15 protein-coding genes are annotated in these 19,821 nt (G+C 53.8%); 7 read left to right on the forward strand and 8 right to left on the reverse strand.

Annotation, left to right across the window (positions count from 1 at the left end; all coding sequences use genetic code 11):
- The first annotated feature begins 167 nt into the window (after positions 1-167).
- Together Y017_RS15455 and Y017_RS10350 are read left to right on the forward strand one after the other, a co-directional pair.
- Entirely contained in the window at positions 168-614 is a 447-nt protein-coding gene (locus tag Y017_RS15455; RefSeq protein ID WP_035460763.1) for a pilin, read from the forward strand.
- Between the two features lie 15 nt (positions 615-629).
- A complete protein-coding gene (locus Y017_RS10350) occupies positions 630-1,997 on the forward strand; it encodes an O-antigen ligase (RefSeq protein WP_035460659.1) in 1,368 nt (455 codons plus the stop codon).
- 55 nt (positions 1,998-2,052) lie between these two features.
- Here Y017_RS10350 and nadC read toward each other — a convergent pair whose 3' ends face one another.
- Positions 2,053-2,895: a carboxylating nicotinate-nucleotide diphosphorylase gene (gene nadC / locus Y017_RS10355; RefSeq protein ID WP_035460662.1), complete on the reverse strand. Its 843-nt coding sequence runs from the start codon at positions 2,893-2,895 to the stop codon at positions 2,053-2,055.
- A 115-nt stretch (positions 2,896-3,010) separates the two neighbouring features.
- On the reverse strand, positions 3,011-4,348 hold the full coding sequence (locus tag Y017_RS10360; protein ID WP_011587903.1) for a sodium:alanine symporter family protein: 1,338 nt from the start codon (positions 4,346-4,348) through the stop codon (positions 3,011-3,013).
- Between the two features lie 228 nt (positions 4,349-4,576).
- Here Y017_RS10360 and Y017_RS10365 point away from each other — a divergent pair, with 228 nt between their 5' ends.
- The 5 genes from Y017_RS10365 (at position 4,577) to aceF (ending at position 13,055) form a co-directional block, all read left to right on the forward strand.
- Positions 4,577-6,814: a DUF1631 domain-containing protein gene (locus Y017_RS10365; protein WP_035460665.1), complete on the forward strand. Its 2,238-nt coding sequence runs from the start codon at positions 4,577-4,579 to the stop codon at positions 6,812-6,814.
- A 54-nt stretch (positions 6,815-6,868) separates the two neighbouring features.
- Positions 6,869-7,435 carry a 1,6-anhydro-N-acetylmuramyl-L-alanine amidase AmpD gene (gene ampD, locus Y017_RS10370; protein ID WP_035460667.1) on the forward strand — a complete coding sequence of 189 codons (567 nt, stop codon included), beginning with the start codon at positions 6,869-6,871 and terminating at the stop codon, positions 7,433-7,435.
- The gene (locus Y017_RS10375) at positions 7,432-8,280 is read left to right on the forward strand and encodes a membrane protein (RefSeq protein WP_035460670.1); all 849 of its coding nucleotides are present in this window, start codon (positions 7,432-7,434) and stop codon (positions 8,278-8,280) included. The genes ampD and Y017_RS10375 overlap by 4 nt, the downstream gene beginning before the upstream one ends.
- A gap of 355 nt (positions 8,281-8,635) precedes the next feature.
- A complete protein-coding gene (gene aceE, locus Y017_RS10380; RefSeq protein ID WP_011587907.1) occupies positions 8,636-11,308 on the forward strand; it encodes a pyruvate dehydrogenase (acetyl-transferring), homodimeric type in 2,673 nt (890 codons plus the stop codon).
- Positions 11,309-11,360: 52 nt separating this feature from the next.
- On the forward strand, positions 11,361-13,055 hold the full coding sequence (gene aceF / locus Y017_RS10385) for a dihydrolipoyllysine-residue acetyltransferase (RefSeq protein ID WP_035460673.1): 1,695 nt from the start codon (positions 11,361-11,363) through the stop codon (positions 13,053-13,055).
- Positions 13,056-13,137: 82 nt separating this feature from the next.
- Here the strand turns inward: aceF and Y017_RS10390 are convergent, their stop codons facing one another.
- From Y017_RS10390 to Y017_RS10415, 6 genes are all read right to left on the reverse strand, one after another.
- Entirely contained in the window at positions 13,138-13,446 is a 309-nt protein-coding gene (locus Y017_RS10390) for a hypothetical protein (RefSeq protein ID WP_011587909.1), read from the reverse strand.
- A 254-nt stretch (positions 13,447-13,700) separates the two neighbouring features.
- On the reverse strand, positions 13,701-14,384 hold the full coding sequence (locus tag Y017_RS10395; RefSeq protein ID WP_011587910.1) for a response regulator: 684 nt from the start codon (positions 14,382-14,384) through the stop codon (positions 13,701-13,703).
- On the reverse strand, positions 14,381-15,736 hold the full coding sequence (locus Y017_RS10400) for an ATP-binding protein (RefSeq protein ID WP_011587911.1): 1,356 nt from the start codon (positions 15,734-15,736) through the stop codon (positions 14,381-14,383). The genes Y017_RS10395 and Y017_RS10400 overlap by 4 nt, the downstream gene beginning before the upstream one ends.
- A gap of 177 nt (positions 15,737-15,913) precedes the next feature.
- Positions 15,914-16,483: a cob(I)yrinic acid a,c-diamide adenosyltransferase gene (locus tag Y017_RS10405; RefSeq protein ID WP_011587912.1), complete on the reverse strand. Its 570-nt coding sequence runs from the start codon at positions 16,481-16,483 to the stop codon at positions 15,914-15,916.
- On the reverse strand, positions 16,483-18,444 hold the full coding sequence (locus Y017_RS10410; protein ID WP_011587913.1) for a TonB-dependent siderophore receptor: 1,962 nt from the start codon (positions 18,442-18,444) through the stop codon (positions 16,483-16,485). Before Y017_RS10410 ends, Y017_RS10405 begins: the two co-directional genes overlap by 1 nt.
- Positions 18,445-18,652: 208 nt before the next feature.
- Positions 18,653-19,531 (reverse strand): ketopantoate reductase family protein, encoded by an 879-nt coding sequence (locus Y017_RS10415; RefSeq protein WP_035460675.1) that lies wholly within the window; start codon positions 19,529-19,531, stop codon positions 18,653-18,655.
- Positions 19,532-19,821: the final 290 nt, after the last annotated feature.

The following is a 19,821-nucleotide window of genomic DNA, read 5'->3' on the forward strand; positions in this document are numbered from 1 at the left end:
TGTTGCTGTGAATTTCTAGGTGGGGAGGCATGCTGAACACGGAAACTCCCGCTCTTACATGATTTCGCGAGAATAAGTTTAAGTTGGCACGCTCCATGCTTTGACTTCATGTAGATGCTCGCCAAGGGGGAGCTCGAAAAAATTTGCCAATGATTGGAGAAAACAAAATGAAGAAGCAAATGCAACAGGGTTTTACCCTTATTGAGCTGATGATTGTAGTTGCTATCATCGGTATCTTGGCTGCCGTGGCTTTGCCTGCTTACCAGGATTATACAACTCGTGCAAAAATGTCAGAAGTTATTGGTTTTGCTGCATCCGCTAAAACTGCGGTGACTGAATGTATCCAGAATGATAATTCGACGGCAGGTTGCAACTCTAATAGTGCAGTTGGAATGGATGCTGCCGCAAACATTACCAGTACGTATGTAGAGTCTGTCACTGTTGGTGCTAATGGGCAGGTGGTGGTTGCAATCCAGGGAACCAATGATGCCACTCTTGATGCGGCATCTATTAGCTTGACTCCAAGCCTGAGTTCTGGTGGTGGTGTTAGCTGGAGCTGCGCACCTTCTGCTACAAGTATTAACAAGTTCTTGCCAGCTAGCTGCCGCTCTTAATTTCGGATGGCTCGTTTGAATAAAGAGGGGGCGTTAGCCTCCTCTTTATTATTTATCAGGTTTGAATGGCTTGTCCTGTTAGGTTTGTCACTTTCCTTCTTGTTGATGGTTCAGCCATTCTTTCTTCTTGGAGGGCTGCACCCCTTTGATCATCAGCGTTCTATTGAGATCGTTTTCCTTTCCATTTCTTTTCTTTTTTTGGTTCCCTTCATTTCTTTGAGAAAAGTCCCTTTTCTGTTCTGGGTGATGGGTGCGCTGTCGATGTTAAGTGCTTTTTTGGGAAGTGCTGGTGTGGCTGGTTGGGCGCAAGAGACAAGGTTTTTACTATGGGTCGTCTTGCTATTAATTTTTCCATTTTCTTGGGCTTTCGTGGCGCCACAAAATAAAAAAATCATTTCTGTGATTTTTTTTGTGGGGCTTTCTTTGTATTTTATTTATGTGATTTTTGGCACGTATTTATTGCTGGGCCAGGGCGTAGTTGATCCCGCTTTTGTGATTTCTGGTTTTGCTAATATTAATCATGCTGCAGGTTTTTTGGTTCTTGGTTTTTTTATGCTGCCAGGAATAGAAAGCTGTTTGTCTGATTACAGAAGGGTTGTTCTTCCTTTTTCCACACTTGTTGGAGGCGGTTTATTTTTATTTGTCCTAATAATTATGGCTAGAGGAAGCTTTCTTTCAGGGTTGGCTGTGGCGATGTTTTTAGTTTTTTTTTGCAAAGGTAGGGCGCGAAAAAAATACTCTATGCGTTTGCTGATGTATGCGGCGATTGGGGCTGCATTGTATTTTATATTTTATTTTGATAGCAGTTTTTTGAGGGTAGAAGAAAATTATATTGGCAGTCTTTATCGAGATACCGGAAGAATTGCTTTGTTTAGAGAGGGGATTCAAGGCTGGTTTGAATCCCCTTTGCTTGGGAACGGGCCGCTTTCGTTCTCTCAGCTCAGTAGTGTTCCTGAAGCACATCCCCACAATATTTTGATTGCCTCGTTGTATGAATATGGTGCTTTGGTAACAATTATTGCTGTTTATTTGCTAATAAAGGCGGCTACAGTTTACCTCAGAGCAGGATATGTGGCCGATCAGTCCATGCTACATATAGTCGGCGGGTCAACGATTGTCTGTTTTCTTTCTTATGCGCAAGTAAGTGGCCTAACCATGATCGCCCCCTCAATGTTATTGCTGGCGCTAGCGGTGGGGTTTGCTTTTGAAAATGTCGTTTCAGAGAGGCCTAGGCCTGATTTCCTAGCGAATTTTAGCGGAAAGCGAGCCGTTGGAGCTTTTATGATTGTGCTGGCCTTCTTTAGCTCGTCAATTTTTTATTATCAAGTTTCGACTGAAAATATATCAGGTGCGCCAAGGTTTTGGTTGCAGGGTAAATTGTAGGAGTCTGAAAAGGGCCTTGGTGTGCCCATGCTCCGTGATTATTTTGAGGGCTTCCTTACCTTATGCGAAGAGAGAGATCAATAGCTCGAACATGCTTGGTCAGCGCCCCAGAAGACAAAAACCAATGCCTATGCTTAGGTAGCTTACTTGCATTTTCCACAGTCAAATTACCGGACACTTCCAGCGCCGATTCAATCGCCATTCCGGTAGCTTCTTTCAGCATCTCCACACTAAAATTATCCAGCATGATCTGATCCGGCGTTAGCTCAGCCGCTTCTTCAAGCTCCGCCAGTGTTTCCACTTCCACTATGATTTTCTTTTCCGGCGCCAACGCCCGTGCGCGCTCGATGGCGGGGGTGATGCCGCCGCAAGCGGCCACATGGTTTTCCTTGATGAGGAAGGCGTCGTAGAGGCCGATGCGGTGGTTTTGGCAGCCGCCGCAGAGTACCGCGTATTTCTGGCCGGCGCGTAAGCCGGGTAGGGTTTTACGGGTGTCGAGGATGGTGACCTGGCTGCCGGCTACGGCATCCGCGTAGCGGCGGGAGGTGGTGGCGGTGCCCATCAGGGTTTGCAGGAAATTGAGGGCGGTGCGTTCGCCGGTGAGTATCTTGCGAGTGTTACCGCGCAGGGTGCACAGGGTGGAGTCTGCCGAGAGGCGGTCGCCATCACGGACATGCCATTCAACGTCCACCTCTCCCAGCTGTTTGAACACTTCGTCGGCCCAGGGAATACCGCACATGGTGGTATCTTCACGGGTGATGATGGTGGCGCTGCTGGTGCTGTCTGCGTCGATCAGCTGGGCGGTGATATCGCCATCGCGGATATCTTCTTCCAGAGCAAAGGTCACATTGCGGGTGATATCGTCACGCACGTAGTCGGGGAGGTTGGCGATGGTCATGGGATCTCTTAATACGGTTACTGATCACGGCCTTGCCCTCACTCTCTAGGGTTGAGGGTGAGGGCAAGGGACCATGACAATGGCGGTTGATGGCGGGGCCGTCAACCGTCAGTGGCTAATCTGGGCGGTTGGCGAAGAACTCACGACTCAGCCGAACCACAATGGGCGACAATAATAACAGAGCGATCAAGTTTGGCACGGCCATGAGGATATTCATGATATCGGCCAATGCCCAAACAAAGTTCAGGCTGACAAGCGCACCCAAGGGTATAGCTAGTACCCAGACGATACGAAACGGCATGATCGCTTTGTTGCCGAACAGGAACTGTGTGCAGCGTTCGCTGTATAAGCTCCAGCCGAGCAGGGTGGTAAAGGCAAAAACGGCCAGGCTACAGGCCACGATGATGTTGCCGGCACTGCCGAAGGTAGACGAAAACGCCAGGGCGGAAAGGGGAGCGCCTTTAACGCCACTGTCCCACACGCCTGTGGAAACAATCGCCAGCCCGGTGACGGAACAGACAATAATGGTGTCAATAAAGGTGCCGAGCATGGCGATTGAGCCTTGCCTGGCGGGGTGGTCGGTGTTGGCGGAGGCGTGAGCAATGGGTGCGCTGCCTAGGCCGGCTTCGTTGGAGAAGATACCCCGAGCCATACCGAAACGGATTGCCTCTTTTACCAGTGCCCCGGCAAATCCCCCGGCGGCGGCGGTGCCGGTGAAAGCGCTTTCAAAACACAAAGCCAATGCACCAGGGATGGCATTGGCGTGATCCGCCAGAACCACCAAGCCCGCCAGTAGGTAAGCCAGCGCCATGAAGGGCACGATAAACGTTGCGACGGTGGCGATCCGTTTCATGCCGCCCAGTACCACCATGGCGACCAGTACCGCTAGAGTGACGCCGGTGATCCAAGGGGGCAGGCCAAAGCTGTCGCTGAGGCCGTGGGCCACGGAGTTGGCCTGAACACTGTTGCCAATACCGAAGCCGGCAATCATGCCGAATACTGCAAAGGCGATGGCCAGCCAGTGCCAGTTCTTGCCCAGACCATTCTTGATGTAGTACATGGGGCCGCCCACATATTGACCGGCGGCATCTTTTTCCCGGAAGTGTACGGCAAGTACGGCTTCGGCGTATTTGGTGGCCATGCCCACCAAGGCAATCAGCCACATCCATACCAGTGCGCCGGGGCCGCCGGAGTGAATAGCAGTGGCTACGCCGACAATATTGCCGGTACCAATGGTGGCAGACAGTGAAGTGGCGAGGGCGGCGCCTGCGCCAATGGTGCCAACACCGCGCTGGGGGCCAAGCATTTGCCGAAAACCAAAGCCCAGCTGGCGTAGGGGCAGGAAGCCGAGAACAAGCGTCAAGTATATGCCGGTGCCCGCGATGAGAATGAGCGCCGGCCATCCCCACAGCAGACCGCTAATCTGTTTGAGTATGGTGACTGTCTGTTCCATGGCTATCGTCCAATCCCCGAAAAGTCTTAGGCTAGGGGAATTTCTGAGGCAGGGAAAGCTGCGAGTCTGTTTGTGATTGCTCGTACGCAGCTCTCTCAGTGCCAACTAGTTCAATCTTGCTACAGGTTGCTAATGTTATAGTAATAAAGAATTAAAACGTTAGTGCCATTTTTGTCTTGTTTTCATGTTTCTCACCAGCCTGTCGCAGGTTCGCCTGCCGGGGGAGCAATGTCCAAGGTTACACAGCTGAAACCGGTTTCCGGGAAGGTCTTGCCAGGCCGTATGCCACGGCCCCTTGAGAAGGTGTGTGCTCGCTATCTTTTCCTGAGTGGCGCTTACCTGGGAGATATGTTGGATGGCGCTGATGATAAGTTGTACGACCTTGCCGAGAGAGAGACAGACGGAGAGCGTGAGCGCTATTTCGAGGCAATGCGTGAGCTGCGTATCCAGCGGTCTGGTTTGGTGGCCAGCTTCAAGCAGGCGCTCAACCATCAGTTTTTAAGCCTAGCGAGGCCGCCGGAAACGCAAACGCTGGAGCAAAACCCGGTAGACCTGGATTCCTTAACGCTGGTCAACGAGGACGAGTTAGAAACCTCCGTGGCGCTGGATAATATGGCTCGCCGGGCCCGTAACGGCTGTAACGAGCAGTTGAAGGTGCTTTGCCACCGTATTGAGTACTTATTTGAAAGCAAGCGGGAGGTGAACGAGCACAACAATCCCCTTGAACCTCGTCAATTGGTGGCCTGCTTTAGTGAAGGCTTGGAAAAGCTGTCGTTAGATATCAAGGCTCGTCTGATTATTCTCAAGCTGTTTGAGCGGGAGGTGATGGCTGAAACCGGCTATCTGGTCAGTGAGGCCAACAAGGTATTGATTGATGCGGGGGTGCTTCCGGAGATGAAGTCCGCCCCTATCGCTCCGGCACACAAGCCCGGTTCCCGTTCGCTGGCCAGCCAAGGTAATGACAACGTCATGCCCACAGCGGGCAATGCCGGCGTGCACAGTAACGATCAAGTGTTCGGTCTGCTTCAGGAGCTGCTGGTTACCATGCGTGGCATGCAGGCTAGACCGGGTGATGGTGCGTCCGACGTCGCTAGCGAGGCACCTATGGCGGTTATGCAAAACGGGGTGCCTTATATGAACGGTGCTCCGTTGGCCAATGCGGCGTCGGTGCATCAGGTTAATTCGGATGATCTACTCAGTGTACTGAACCGCTTGCAACGGGTAGAGCGTAGTCTAGGGGAGGATGAAGGTGAAGAGCGTGCCGACCTGAAAACGGACCTATCCGAGTTGCTCGACAATGAGCATGGTGAAGCCATCCACGCACTGGATCAGGCTGATGACGATGTCATTAATCTGGTGGCCTTGCTATTCGACTTCATTCTGGATGACGAAGGCCTGCCCTCCGACATCAAGGCACTGCTTGGCCGCCTGCAGATCCCGCTGTTGAAAGTGGCGATTATGGATAAGGCCTTCTTTAATAACGACAACCACGAGGCCCGCTTATTACTGAACATGCTGGCCCGAGCAGGCAGCCAGTGGGATCCCCATCTGGGTATTCAGGATGACCTATATCAGCGAATTAATCATGCTGTGCATCGCATCATTGATGACTATGGAGATGATGCCAGCCTGTTCTCCTCATTATTGCAGGAGTTTCAGCAATTTTTCGATAGCCAGAAAACTCGCTCCGACCGTGTGGAACAGCGGGTCCGTGAAGCGGAAGAGGGCAAGGCCCGTGCAGAGCAGGCTCGCCGTGAAGTGGTGACGGTACTGGATAACCGTATGGCTGGACGGCAACTACCGGATGTGGTCGTACGCTTGCTTCGCCAGGGGTGGCAGCAGGTTTTGTATTTGACTTGGTTGCATGAGGGGGAGAATAGTCCTCTGTGGCAGCAGCAGGTGAAGGTAGTGGATGCGGTGGTCTGGAGTGTGCTGGAGCACCGAGATCAGGACGCGCTAGAGAAACTCAAGACGCTCAGCCCCAAGTTGCTGAAGACCTTGCATGACGGCCTGACGAAGATTAATCACGATGCGATGGAAACCAAGCAGTTGTTGGTTAAATTCCGTGATGTGCACCACCGGTTACTCAAGGGCTTGCAGACCGAGAGGGTGGCAGTGGAGCCGGAGCTGCCCGCCCAACCGGCACAGCCAGAGACCGCTCCTGAATTGCCAGAAAACCATTTTTTGGTGAAAAAATGCAGCCAGCTGGCACCCGGCCAATGGATAGAAATTCAGGACAACGACGAACCCCGTCGCGCGAAGTTGGCGGCGAATATCCGTGCTGGCGTGAAAATAGTGTTCACCAACCGCCGTGGCATTAAGGTACAGGAGTATTCCGCTTACACCTTGGCCGTTGCCCTGCATAATGGGGCTGTTAAACTCATCGAAGAAGGAGCCCTGTTTGATCGGGCTTTGGAAGCAGTTATTGGCGACCTGCGTCGTATGCAAGGCAATGTGCAGCACTAAGGGCTAAAGTGCAGCACCGGCTTCCTTAGGCGTAGGCAAGAGGAGTTTGCGCGGGTGCTTACCCTTTCCGAACATCGAGTCGACCAGGCGCAATGGTGCCCCTCCCCTAATTTCAACGATCGTCCTGATCCTGCTGATATCTCCCTGCTGGTGATTCACAACATCAGCTTGCCCCCGGGGCAATTTGGTAGTGGCCATATCCAGGCGTTGTTTCAGAACTGTCTTGATCCGGCGCAACACCCTTATTTTGAAACCATCCACCAGCTGACGGTGTCGGCTCACTTCTTGATTCGTCGCAATGGCAGCCTGTTGCAGTTTGTGCCGTGCGACAAGCGTGCCTGGCATGCTGGGCTCTCGGCGTTCCAGGGCCGTGAAAACTGTAATGATTTTTCCATCGGTATCGAGCTAGAAGGTGCCGATACAATGCCTTATGAAACCGCCCAGTACGTTACCCTTGTTGCGCTTACGAGGCTTTTGCAGCATCACTATCCTGCTATTGTCGACGCTCGTATTGCTGGCCATGAGCACATTGCGCCGGGAAGAAAAACGGATCCGGGCCCTGCCTTCGACTGGCTGCGTTATCGTCAGGAATTAGCCAATTTTAAGGAGAAAAGAGCATGAAGTTTATCGTTCTTATTGTGGTTATGGGGTTGCGACGGATGGACCTTGGTTGGTCTACATTGCTGGCAGATGATGAACGGCATCAGCGTTGGTTGCAGCGATGCGGCAGCCGCATTGGCCAGCCGGCTCGTGTTTGGTGGGTTGCGGTGCTGTTGCCTGCTGTGCTGATTGGTTGGGCTGCATGCTGGTTATCAGGTTTTTGGGGCCAGCTGCTCGTCTTGGGGCTGGGCATCCTGTTGTTGCTTTGGTTGCTTGGCAGTTACAGTGAATTTCGTTATGTGGATGAGCTACTGGTGCGCGGTCGCATGAATGATCCTGATGGCTTTTCGGCCTTGGCTACTGACGAATTTTCCGTGACTGGGGTGCCCGGTGATCCGGCCTACCACCAGCAATTGAATGAGCAGATCTTGGCGCGTGAGGAGCGGCTGTTCGTGGCGATTTTCTGGCTGGTTTTGTTAGGCTTTGGTGCCGCGTTCTTGGTGGTGATGAATCATGCCTGGTTACAACATAAGAGACGACATGGCAGAGAAGAAGATGCTCCAGTCTGGCAACAGACACTGGATAACTGGTTGAGCCTTCCACCCCGGCAGTTGCTAATCCTCAGCATGGCCCTGGCGGGTAACTTCAGTGCGGCGATGAACCGCATGCGTGGTAGTTGGTGGCAGTTGCCCCCGTCTGCTTCGCTGCTTCTGTCTGTGGCTCATGTGGCGCAGGAAGAAAGCTCTGAGGCCTGCCCCGCCACGCTGAACATCGCGTTGGATCAGCTGGAAGCGCTGCACGGTTTGCTGCTGCGCTGTGTCGCCATCTGGCTGATTGTGGCCGCTCTGTGGATTATGCTGCTATGAGAATGGCAAGCAGGACCCTGTTTCTCAATAGCCCCTATGGGAAGGAAAAAAGGGTCCAAAATAACCGACATTGGTCGAATTTACGTTTGCTGGCGCCGGGTTCAAGGTAGTGAAATAACTGGAAAAAGGGTCAGCATATTGTGCTGGTTAAACGTTCTCGCCACTGGCCAGCTTGACCGACAACCGGTCTGCAGCGCTAGTATAAAGCGTCACCGGTAACGCGGCAGTCATGCTGCTTAGCCTCCGGTACAGCGACACCACAAGTCTCAGGCCCAGCCACCCTTTGGGCCTCTTTTTAGCGTCGTTGCAGTGATCCTGCGACGGCGCTTGGCAACGCGAAAAAGGACGCACGCCCATGCAAAAACGTAGTTTTTTTGATGACGTTGATCCGGCAGAAACCCGAGAGTGGCTCGAAGCCCTAGAATCGGTGGTCGAGCGCGAGGGCCCGGAGCGAGCAGCCTGGTTACTCGACGTCATTACCAACGAAGCCCAAGAGCAGGGCGTTTATCGTACCCACCTCAATACGCCATACCTGAATACGATTGCCCCCAAAGACGAAGCCGCCATTCCCGGTGACATGTTCATGGAGCGCCGCATTCGCTCTCTGATCCGTTGGAATGCCATGGCCACAGTCATGCGAGCGAACATCGATAACGATGATGAGCTGGGTGGGCATATTGCTTCCTTTGCCTCCTCGGCCACGCTTTATGATGTGGGGTTTAACCATTTCTTCCGTGCCCCCAGTGAAGAAAACGAGGGCGATTTGGTGTTCTTTCAGGGACATTCGGCACCGGGCGTGTACGCGCGGGCCTACTTGGAAGGGCGTATCAGTGAAGAGCAGTTGGATAATTTCCGCCGAGAAGTGGATGGTAAAGGGCTTTCGTCTTACCCGCACCCTTGGCTGATGCCGGACTTTTGGCAATTCCCCACTGTATCCATGGGGCTGGGGCCGATTCAGGCCATTTATCAGGCCCATATCATGAAGTACCTGCAGAATCGGGAATTAATCCAGCAGGATAACCGCAAAGTGTGGGCATTTCTTGGTGACGGAGAAATGGACGAGCCCGAGTCCCTCGGCGCTCTTGGCCTGGCAGGCCGAGAGAAGCTGGATAACCTAGTGTTTGTGGTGAATTGTAATCTGCAGCGACTGGATGGCCCGGTGCGCGGTAATGGCAAGATCATTCAGGAACTGGAAGGTGTGTTCCGTGGTGCGGGCTGGAATGTTATCAAGGTCGTGTGGGGGCGTTTGTGGGATCCGTTGTTGGAAAAAGACAGCGAGGGCCTGTTGCGCCGCCGCATGGAAGAATGTGTGGACGGCGAGTATCAGGCGTATAAGAAAAATGGCGGGGCTTATACCCGCGAACACTTTTTCGGTGAGAATCCGGAGCTAAAGAAACTGGTTGAGCACATGAGTGACGACGATGTGTATCGACTGAACCGGGGTGGCCACGACCCGTTCAAGGTGTATGCGGCCTATCATGAAGCGGTGAACCATACGGGTCAGCCGACGGTGATTCTGGCCAAAACGGTTAAAGGCTACGCCACCGGTGCCGGTGAAGCGGTGAACAAGGCTCACCAAATGAAGAAACTGGACTTGGAGAGCCTGAAGGATTTCCGAGACCGTTTCGATATGCCGTTCACCGATGAACAGCTAGAAGATGTTCCCTATTATCGTCCAGCGGATGATTCCCCGGAGCTGCGTTACATGAAGGAGCAGCGCGACAAATTGGGTGGTTACATGCCTGTGCGTCGACGCAAAGCGAGTCAGCAGTTAACCATCCCTGGGCTGGATGTATTTGCCAACTTTCTGGAAGGGAGTGGTGACCGGGAAATTTCCACTACCATGGCCTTTGTGCGCATGATGAGCACCCTGATCAAGGATAAGCAGATTGGTGATCGGGTGGTGCCTATTGTGCCTGATGAAGCACGCACTTTTGGTATGGAGGGTCTGTTCCGCCAACTAGGTATTTATTCCTCTGGGGGGCAAAAATACGAACCCGAAGATGCCGGCCAGATTATGTATTACCGGGAAGAAAAGAAGGGCCGAATTCTTGAAGAAGGGATCAATGAGGCCGGCGCCATGTCCGGCTGGCTTGCCGCAGCTACCAGTTATAGCGTTCATAATTTTACCCTGATTCCGTTCTATATCTATTACTCCATGTTCGGCTTTCAGCGGGTGGGCGACCTGGCCTGGGCAGCAGGGGATTCACAGGCACGGGGTTTTCTATTGGGGGCCACAGCAGGGCGCACTACGCTTAACGGTGAAGGTCTGCAGCATCAGGATGGTCACAGTCATATTCTTTCCAGCACGGTACCCAACTGTGTCAGCTACGATCCCACCTACAGTTATGAGCTAGCGGTGATTCTTCAAGATGGCCTCAGACGCATGTATGAGGATAACGAAAGGGTGTTTTATTACCTGACGTTGATGAATGAAAACTACATTCATGGGGCCATGCCCGAGGGGGCCGAAGAAGGTATCCGCAAGGGCATGTATCTGTTGCGCGAAGGTAAAGCGAAGACCAAGAAAAGCCCTAAAGTGCAGCTGCTAGGAAGCGGTACGATTTTACGTGAAGTGGAAGCGGCGGCAGAACTGCTACGGGAAGATTTTGACGTTGCGGCTGATGTGTGGAGTGTGACCAGCTTTAACGAACTGCGCCGTGAAGGCCTGAAAATGGACCGCGATGAGATGCTCAACCCGGAAGAGGAGCGTCCGGCAAACTGGGTAGAAAAATGCCTGGATGGCCGTAGTGGTCCGGTGATTGCTTCAACGGATTACATGCGGGCCTATGCCGACCAGATTCGTCCCTGGGTGAACGCGCCCTACACGGTTCTAGGAACGGATGGATTCGGGCGCAGTGATTCGCGCCAGAAGTTGCGTCACTTCTTTGAAGTCGATCGTTACTTCGTGGTTCTGGCCGCTCTTAATGCCCTGCGCAAAGAGGGCAAAGTTGAGGTAGGGCTAGTAAAACAGGCCATCGAGAAATACGGCATTGACACGGATAAACCCTATCCGGTGATGCATTAATCGCACCCGTCACTGATTACCGATCAGTGATCTCACCATAAGGAGTTAAGGTGTGAGTAAAACGCAAATATATGTTCCCGATGTGGGCAGCAGTGATCCTGTTGATATCATCGAGATCAGCGTTAACGTCGGCGATACCATTAGCGCTGAAGACACGATTATCGTGCTTGAATCTGATAAGGCCACGGTGGAAGTGCCGGCGCCCCAGGGCGGGAAGGTGGCTTCTATTAGTGTAAAGGTGGGTGACAGGGTTAAGGAGGGCGATGCAGTAATGGAGCTGGAGGTCGACGACGGTGACGCTACCGATAGCGCCGAAGATGTATCGGACTCTGAGTCAGAAAACGAGACCACCAAGGGCGGTAAAACCAACGATGCTAGTTCGCAGACGCAGAATGAAAATGCATCGGAGAAGCAGACAAAGTCCACTTCAGACAATAATGCGGATAAGGCTGCCGAGCCGGCTGCAAGTAGATCGGAAACCGTAAAGGTGCCGGATCTGGGCGACATTGATGCCGCAGAGATCATTGAAGTGAATGTGGCCGTGGGCGATGCGCTTGATGAAGAGCAAATCATCGTAGTGGTGGAATCAGACAAGGCGTCTTTGGAAATTCCCTCACCAAAAGCCGGCAAGGTGGAATCCGTTAACGTTAGTGTCGGCGATAAGGTTGGTAGTGGTGATGCGTTGATCACCCTTGCCGTTACCGGTGCGCCGGCAGCAGAAGAGAGTGCAGAACCTGAGCGCGAACAGGATGGGGCAGAGCAGGATTCCCCTCCTGAAACGGCGTCTTCTAGCGGTTCTACACCGTCCCGTGCGCAACCCTCTGATGCAGGTGGCTCGCCTTCCCGCCCCGTTCATGCCGGCCCGGCGGTACGCAAATTGGCCCGGGAAACGGGGGTGGATTTGTCCCAGGTCAGCGGCACTGGCCCGAAAGATCGCATCCTCAAAGATGACGTGCATGCCTATGTGAAGCAGCGTTTGGAGGGGCCACAGAGCGGGGGCTCAGCGGGTGGAATGGCGATAGACTTGCCAGAAATCGATTTCAGCCAGTTTGGTGAAATTGAACGCGTTGAGTTGAACAAGCTGCGCAAGGTGTCGGCGCAGAATCTGACCCGTTCATGGTTGACTATTCCCCATGTAACCCAGCATGACAATGCGGATATCACCGACTTGGAGGCGTTTCGTAAGAGCCAGAACAAGCTTCTTGAACGTGAAGGGGTAAAGCTCACCATGTTGGCTTTCCTAGTAGCGGCCTGTGCACGGGCGTTAAAGGAATATCCACGGTTTAACAGCTCTTTGGAAAATAGCGGCGAAGCATTGATTGAAAAGCGGTATATCAATATTGGTATCGCAGTCGATACACCTAATGGATTGGTTGTGCCGGTGATCAAGGATGCGGATAAAAAAGGGCTAAAGGCGATTGCTCAGGAAATGGACGAACTGGCAGAGAAAGCCCGTAATCGGAAGCTGACCCCTGCGGACATGAAGGGCGGGACTTTCAGTATTTCGTCTTTGGGGGGGATTGGCGGTACGGCGTTCACCCCGATTGTAAACTGGCCGGAAGTGGCGATTCTCGGCGTCAGCCGCTCCGATATGCAGCCGGTCTGGGATGGGAGTCAGTTCCAGCCGCGGTTAATCCTGCCAATGAGCCTGTCTTACGATCATCGAGTCATTGATGGTGCAGCAGCCGCACGATTTACGACTTATTTGAGCCAGTTATTAACGGATATGCGCCAGGCATTGTTGTAATTGAGCTGGCAAACGTAGCCAAGAGGAATAAAAAAAGGCCTTCGTGTGAAGGCCTTTTTTAAAGTGCACTAAAAGCAAAGGGTTAACGCTTTTCCTTTTTTTCGCGGCGATCGTCGCCACGCTTTTCACGTTTTTCTTTCATCTGCTTGAGTTTTTCCTGCTGCTCTGGGGTGAGTAGAGCGTTGATCTTTTCTTGGGTTTCATCATGCAGGGCCTTCCTTTTTTCGCCCTGCTCTTTAAAGAGGGTGCTCAGTTCGGCACTTTGTGACTCGGTCAGTTCCAGTTTCTTGGTCATGTGTTCCACCATTTTTTCACCGCCCCGGTGACCGGGACCCATGGCAAAAGCGGATGTGGCAAAAATAGCTAGAACAACGATAGCGATCTTTTTCATGGGGCTTTCTCCTTGTGACTCTAATTGAGCCGTTGAATGTGATGGAAAGAGTATTGCGTAAAAAGGTGCAAGGAATATGCAGGAAAAAAGGAAGAAGCAGCTACACCCTCACGTTACGCTACAATACGATGATCAGTTTCATGATCACAACCACTGAGGCCTCGCCCAGAGTTGGGCGTGGCCTCAGTGTAGAAAAGTACAAAATCCAGGATGGGCGTTTTAACGTGCAGTTTGAGGTTCGAACCTTGGGGCCGTTATGGTGTTTCTAGCCGATACCCTACCCCGTATACACTGCCAATCCAGTCATGGGACTGCTCATCGCCGTCGCTGAGTTTACGGCGCAATTTACGAATATGGCTGTCGATGGTGCGGTCGGAAACCACGCGGTGATCGTTGTATATCTCGTCCATTAGCTGGTCTCGGGACCAGATACGGCCGGGCTGGCGAGAGAGAGTGCTCAGCAAGGCAAATTCAATAGCGGTAAGGCCAATGCGTTGCTGGCCCTGTGGCTGTTTGAGAATGGCTTCGTAGCGTTCCTCGTCCAGTTGCAAGCTGTGCTCTTGTTCGGGGGATTCGGGGTTGGCGCGTCGTAGCACCGCTTTCACCCGGGCCACCAGTTCGCGAGGACTGAAGGGTTTGCAGATGTAATCATCTGCGCCCAGTTCTAGCCCCAGTAGCCGGTCCACTTCATCAACCCGGGCAGTGACCATAATAATCGGTACATTGCTGTGCTGGCGGATGGTCTTGCACACCTCCATGCCATCTCCGTCGGGTAGCATCAAGTCTAGTATGATCGCTTGAAAGGACTGCTCATGGGCCATGGCCATGGCAGCTTTGGCGCTGTCTGTTTGTTTTGTCTGAAAATGAGCGTGATGTAGATAATCTGCCACAAGTTGTGACAGGCGAGGCTCATCTTCTACGATCAGGATGTGGCTCATAGGGCATGTCCCGGTAACGAAATATGGATACGAACCCCACCCAGAGGGCTGTGCTCTGCATGAAGCACTCCGCCATGGGCTTGGACAATGCGTTGGCAAATGGCCAGTCCCAGGCCCGACCCGCCGGTGCGGCGATTGCGCGAGCTCTCAACTCGGTACAAGTGATCAAACAGTTTAGGTAGGGCATCGTCGGAGACGCCAGGTGCGCTGTCGTCCACCGTCAATTGCCAGGTATTGTCTTCCTGTTTGCTCAGGGACACCGATAGCTCGCCGCCGTCGGCGGTGTACTTGAGGCTGTTCTGGAACAGGTTATCCAGTAACTGACGTAGGCGCACAGGATCCTGTTGGATCAGAGCTTGGTCGGGTAAGTTGGTTTTACAGGTGATACCACGTTGTGCGAACGAACTTTGATAACTGTCGAGAACGTCTTCTATTAGGCTGCTCAGGTCTTCCAAACGGAACTGGTAGCGTAGATTGCCACCGTCGGCCAATGCCAGGTCGTGTAGGTCGTTAATCAGGTGGGTAAGTTGAGCGACCTCACTTTCTAATCCTTTCAGGCTTTCCTGATTCAATGGTCGTATGCCATCGCAAAGTGCTTCTAGCTCGCCTTGCAGAATGGCTACCGGAGTGCGCAGTTCATGGGCGATATCTGAGAACCAACGCTGACGCGCCTGTTGGCCCTGATCGAGCCGCTCGGCGAGCTGGTCGACCTGGCGGGTCAAGGTGCCGAGCTCATCCCGGCGATCACTGGCCAGGCGAGAGTCGTAATTACCTTCCTGTAATTCTCTTGTATGGCGTGAGAGCGCCAGAATTGGTGCCACCAGATGGCGGGCCAGCAGCCAGGAGACCAGTAGAGATAAGGCAAGCCCCACACAGAGCATCCACAGGGCAAAACGAAGTTGCCGGCCTATGAAGCGGCGGTCTAGTTTGTCGCGAATAGCTTCCTGATCTGGGTAGGTTAGATAGCCCACGATGCGGCTATTATCTTGGATAGGAACGTCAATACGGTATTTTTCCGGGGCAGGCGGGCCAAACAGCACACGCTTGTGGGCATCGAGCAATTGCAGGCGGCGGTGATCGCCGCGCTCGTCTTTTCCTTCCTCTCGATCCCCGGCTAGCCAGTAAAGCCGTTTGAGGCGACGGGGGTCATCGCGAAGAAATTGCCAAGAGCCCTGCTGTTGGTACAGGTTGCCCAGGTGATTGGCTAGACGTTCCACTTGGGATTGCTGGCGTTCGTCCAAGTAAGTGTCGAGGCTACGCACGAAAGACAGATAATAGAATCCGCTGGCGGCTAGGATAAGAACCAGAAAGGTGCCCAGGAAAATCAGAAACAGTTTATTGCGAATACCCATGGCGCTACATCATCAGTCAGGGCATTCAGTGTAGCGCGCTAGCGTTAGAGGTGGGCCGGTTTGCACAATCTTTCCATAATACAAAGCCACACGCCTGAAGCCAGGTAAAGAAACGCACAGGAATGGGCGCTCTTTTTTTTCATGTTTGGCCTCAAGCATCGGGCATGTGGCGCGCTGTTAGCGGTCCGCTTTGGGGACCCACAAAGTTTCAGGGTGCTCGTGGCGTAGGTTGATTAGCCGTGCCATGACAAAGAGCAGGTCGGAAAGCCGGTTGATCAGCGCCTGGCTTACGGGATTGACCGCGTCTTCGTCGGCGTCGCGCAGGGCTATCACGTGGCGTTCCAGTCGGCGTGCCACAGTGCGGCAGTGGTGGCACCAAGCGGCATCAGGGTGCCCACCAGGAAGGACAAACTCTTTCAGTGGTGGCAGTTCGGCATTAATAGTATCGGCTTGGGATTCCATCTCTACCAGGTCATGATCATCAATTACCCTGTGGCCGGGAATCGCCAGTTCGCTGCCGATGTCGAACAGCATTTGCTGTATTAAACCCAACAACGCATCCAAATCTGCATCCTGCGGGCGTGCGCGTAACACCCCAAGGGCGCTATTCAGTTCGTCGAGCTCGCCGAGAACCACAATGCGAGGGTCATGTTTGCTTACTCGAGAGCCGTCGGCCAGTCCGGTTTCGCCGGCATCGCCGGTGCGGGTTATAACCCGGTTGATGCGGGTTTTGTTGGTGTCACTCATTACAGCTCCATGCCCAGTGCAACTCGGTAATGGCGTTCTGGCAGCGGGTAGAGTACCGCGCTGCTGCTGGCCGGATTGTAGTTACCGTAGTCGGCGTTCACGTTATCTTCCAGATTGTAGACACCGGCTTTGAGATAGAGTTTGCGATAGCGGGCAGTCAGTTGCAGATCAGTGGTGCGATAGTGGTCCAACTTACGGTATTCGTTGTCCAGGTCAGCATCGTAGTGTCGGTCGCCCACATAGCGGTGGCTGATCTGGGCGGATAGCCAGGATAGCGCCTGCCAGTCGGCGATTAACTTCATGGTGTGTTCGGGTACCAGGGGCACATCGTTGCCGCTGAATGGTCCGCCATCAAAGCGGGCTTGTTGGGCGCTGGCATTAGCGGTGAAGGTGATATCTTTATCCAGCTGCCAATGGGAGTTGATACTAACGCCTTTATGAATGGTCCGATCATCCAGATTGCGGTTGGCGAAAGCGATGGGGTCGTAAACAATTTCGTTATCGATTTCGGCACGCCAGAAGGTGAGGGTGGAATGCTGACGTCCTTGCGACCAGCTGGCCCCGGTGGTGTAACTGTGGCCAGTTTGTGGATCAGCGGGCGGATTAAAGGGCGAAAGCTCATCCACGTTGGCGATTCGCACACTGCGCTGGGCGCCGGCGAAAAGGGCTAAGTTGCCAGTGAACGTATAACGGATGCCCCCCTCGTACATTTCACCGTCTTGTTCCTTGTCGGCACCTTCTCCGCTGAGCGTACTTTCCAGATGGCGGGCGCCGGCGCTGACAGACAGTTTCGGGGTTAGGCTAACCAGGTTATGCACGTACCAAGCACGCTGGCTCTGTTCTAGCTCACGATCGCCGAAATTGGTGCGGCTGGTGTAATCGTATTCGTGCAGATCGAAGCCTAAGGTCCAGTTATGGATAGCGCTGCCGGTGGCGGTCTGGCCTTCTAGCTTGGGGGTAAAGCTGTAGCTGTCGACCACGGATTCACCATTGAAACCGCCGGAGGGGTAGCGGTATTCCTGGGTTTGACGGCGGCGGCTGGCGTCCAGGGTTAGGGCAGTGTTGCCGGCCATGCCAATACGTATGCCAGGCATCAGCCAGTAACTTTCCTGTTCGGCCTCATCGTTGGGGGTATCGGCGCCTTGCGGGTCATTGTTGAATGCTCGTGGATCGCGGCCACCGGGTAGGTCCAGGGATTGTGTCTCGCCGTTGGCTGTGAAATACGCTTCAAAGCGGTCTTGATGGTAACGCAGATCGGCGAAGGCGCTGTCGTTGCGCAGGGCGTTGTTGTCCCGATAGCTGTCGCTGTCCTGCGTGCTCAGGGCCACGGCTCCACTCACGTTGTCATGGCTGCCGGTGGCATAAACATTGCCGCCCACGTTGCTGTAACTGCCGCTGTGGATTTCCACCCCGGCACTATTGCGGTAGTGGCGGCGGGTAACAATGTTAACCACCCCGCCTACAGCGCCGTTGCCGTACAGGGCGGCTCCGGCCCCAGGCAACACTTCGATGCGCTCAATGGCCGCAAGGGGGAGGCCGGTTAGTTGCGGCGGGGCTTGATCGATGTTGGATAGCCGACGACCGTTTAACAGAATCAGGGTGTTTTGGTTACCAGTGGCGCCGAAACCGAGCAGGTCTACACTGGTTCTGCTGCCGTTGATGCCATACAGGCGGCTGCTTTGCAGACCGCCTACGCTGTCCAGCACTTCCGCAAGGTTTGTTGCCGGTAGGCTGTCGATGGCTTCTCGGTCGATCACCACGGTGCCGGTGGGGAGTTCACCCGCCAAGCTGTTGTTGCTGGCGCCACTGACCTTTACGGTGCCCAGAGCATGGCGGCCGGGAGCGGTGTCCGATGTGCTGTCGGCTTCGTTGGCGATACCCGCAAGCGGGACAGTTAATAGCAAGCTGGCAGCTGCGGGTATAAAAAGCGCGCGTTGGTGAATAGAGCAGCGAGTGAACATTTATCCTCCGAACAATGAGACCTTCTCGCAGGGGAGCTTACCAGAGGTTGGCGCTCAGCAGGCTGTTGAAAAGCCCTTTGCACACTTGGCGCGTCCTGAAGACGGGGAGCGTGTGTGTTGCATCGCGCGTTGTGCCCTGAAGAAGTATAGATTGTGAGTCAATCTGAATGGCTGAGCATGCACATGCAAAGGGCTTTGCAATTGTCCGCTAGGGCGTGGATGTGAGCGCCTCAACTAGCCGGCGATGGCTGGGCAGGTCCATGCCTTGGTTTTTCGCTTGGCGGAGTAACCAGCCATTGATGGCCTCGATTTCCGTCGTGGCACCTCGTTGGTAATCTGCGCGCATGGAGGAGGTGTTGTCGGCTGTATCGCGGATCACCTCTAGCACGGCCGTGAATGAATCCCCAGGCCACTGCGAGTCTAGTATTGCCAGCAGGGCGTCGGCTTCGCTGCACAGGGTTCGGGCTTGGTCTAGCAGGGCGGGGTCGTTCATGAGTGCGCCGTTAGGTATATCGTAAAAGGCGGTGAGCGGATTGATCACCGCGTTAGCCACCAGTTTCCTCCATTGAACTAGGCGTATGTCCGCTTCCCAGTGCAGGCTGGGCCAGTGAATTTGAAGGCCTTCAAACCATTCAGGTGGTTGCGCAGTGCCGCCGATCCATGTGGCATTTTCCGCCACGATGGTGTGCTGTGGCGATTGCCCTTTTACTGCACTGGTGGTAATCGCTTCCAGCATGACGGAGCCTGAAGGGAGCCGACCATCCAGCGCGCCTACCCCATTTTGGAAGCGCAGCACCTGTGTCTCGTTGTTGAGATGGCCTTTCACCCTCTGTAACGCCGAGTCCGTGTACGGTGTTTTACTGGCTACCAGCACATGTTTAATGGCGGGGGGCAGCTCGGCTGGGCTGACGCAGGGCAGGGTGAGCGACATGCGTTGATTAGCAAAGATAAGCTGCTTTTGCAGTGGTAATCGCGGGCTATTGGTGACCACGCTGACGGTATGCCCGGCACGAGTCAGATACCAAGCCGCTAGTGTGCCCATGTTGCCGGCACCGAGCAGATACCAGTGGGGAAGAGGTTCAGTCATGGAGAAATAGTAAGCTCTGTAGTGAAGGAAAAGGAGGTTTTTCTCTGTGTCTAGCAAACGTGTTGCCCCGTACTGTAAGGGTAAACCGCTGATGGTTTCTAATGCGAAGCAAGCCGTAAGCTATTTGCGCTGGCCGCGATATGCTTTTCCGCCAGCGCCGCTTCAGTTCCAGGCGGGCCTGGTCGAGCATTATCTTCGGGTTTTTGATGCCTGCTGAGACGGCAATGGTGATGCTGGGGCTAATGGATGATCAGCGTAAAGTGATCTTTACTGCAGGCGACAGAGCTGCC

This window comes from Alcanivorax sp. 97CO-5, from assembly GCF_000524665.1.
Classification (GTDB): domain Bacteria; phylum Pseudomonadota; class Gammaproteobacteria; order Pseudomonadales; family Alcanivoracaceae; genus Alcanivorax; species Alcanivorax borkumensis.

Excerpts from the sequence above, each read along its gene's own strand:
- Y017_RS10415 (WP_035460675.1), bottom strand. The coding sequence starts at position 19,531 with ATGACTGAACCTCTTCCCCACTGGTATCTGCTCGGTGCCGGCAACATG.
- Y017_RS10390 (WP_011587909.1), bottom strand. The coding sequence starts at position 13,446 with ATGAAAAAGATCGCTATCGTTGTTCTAGCTATTTTTGCCACATCCGCT.
- Y017_RS15455 (WP_035460763.1), top strand. The coding sequence starts at position 168 with ATGAAGAAGCAAATGCAACAGGGTTTTACCCTTATTGAGCTGATGATT.
- aceE (WP_011587907.1), top strand. The coding sequence starts at position 8,636 with ATGCAAAAACGTAGTTTTTTTGATGACGTTGATCCGGCAGAAACCCGA.
- Y017_RS10405 (WP_011587912.1), bottom strand. The coding sequence starts at position 16,483 with ATGAGTGACACCAACAAAACCCGCATCAACCGGGTTATAACCCGCACC.
- Y017_RS10375 (WP_035460670.1), top strand. The coding sequence starts at position 7,432 with ATGAAGTTTATCGTTCTTATTGTGGTTATGGGGTTGCGACGGATGGAC.
- Y017_RS10360 (WP_011587903.1), bottom strand. The coding sequence starts at position 4,348 with ATGGAACAGACAGTCACCATACTCAAACAGATTAGCGGTCTGCTGTGG.
- nadC (WP_035460662.1), bottom strand. The coding sequence starts at position 2,895 with ATGACCATCGCCAACCTCCCCGACTACGTGCGTGACGATATCACCCGC.
- Y017_RS10400 (WP_011587911.1), bottom strand. The coding sequence starts at position 15,736 with ATGGGTATTCGCAATAAACTGTTTCTGATTTTCCTGGGCACCTTTCTG.
- Y017_RS10365 (WP_035460665.1), top strand. The coding sequence starts at position 4,577 with ATGTCCAAGGTTACACAGCTGAAACCGGTTTCCGGGAAGGTCTTGCCA.
- Y017_RS10410 (WP_011587913.1), bottom strand. The coding sequence starts at position 18,444 with ATGTTCACTCGCTGCTCTATTCACCAACGCGCGCTTTTTATACCCGCA.
- Y017_RS10395 (WP_011587910.1), bottom strand. The coding sequence starts at position 14,384 with ATGAGCCACATCCTGATCGTAGAAGATGAGCCTCGCCTGTCACAACTT.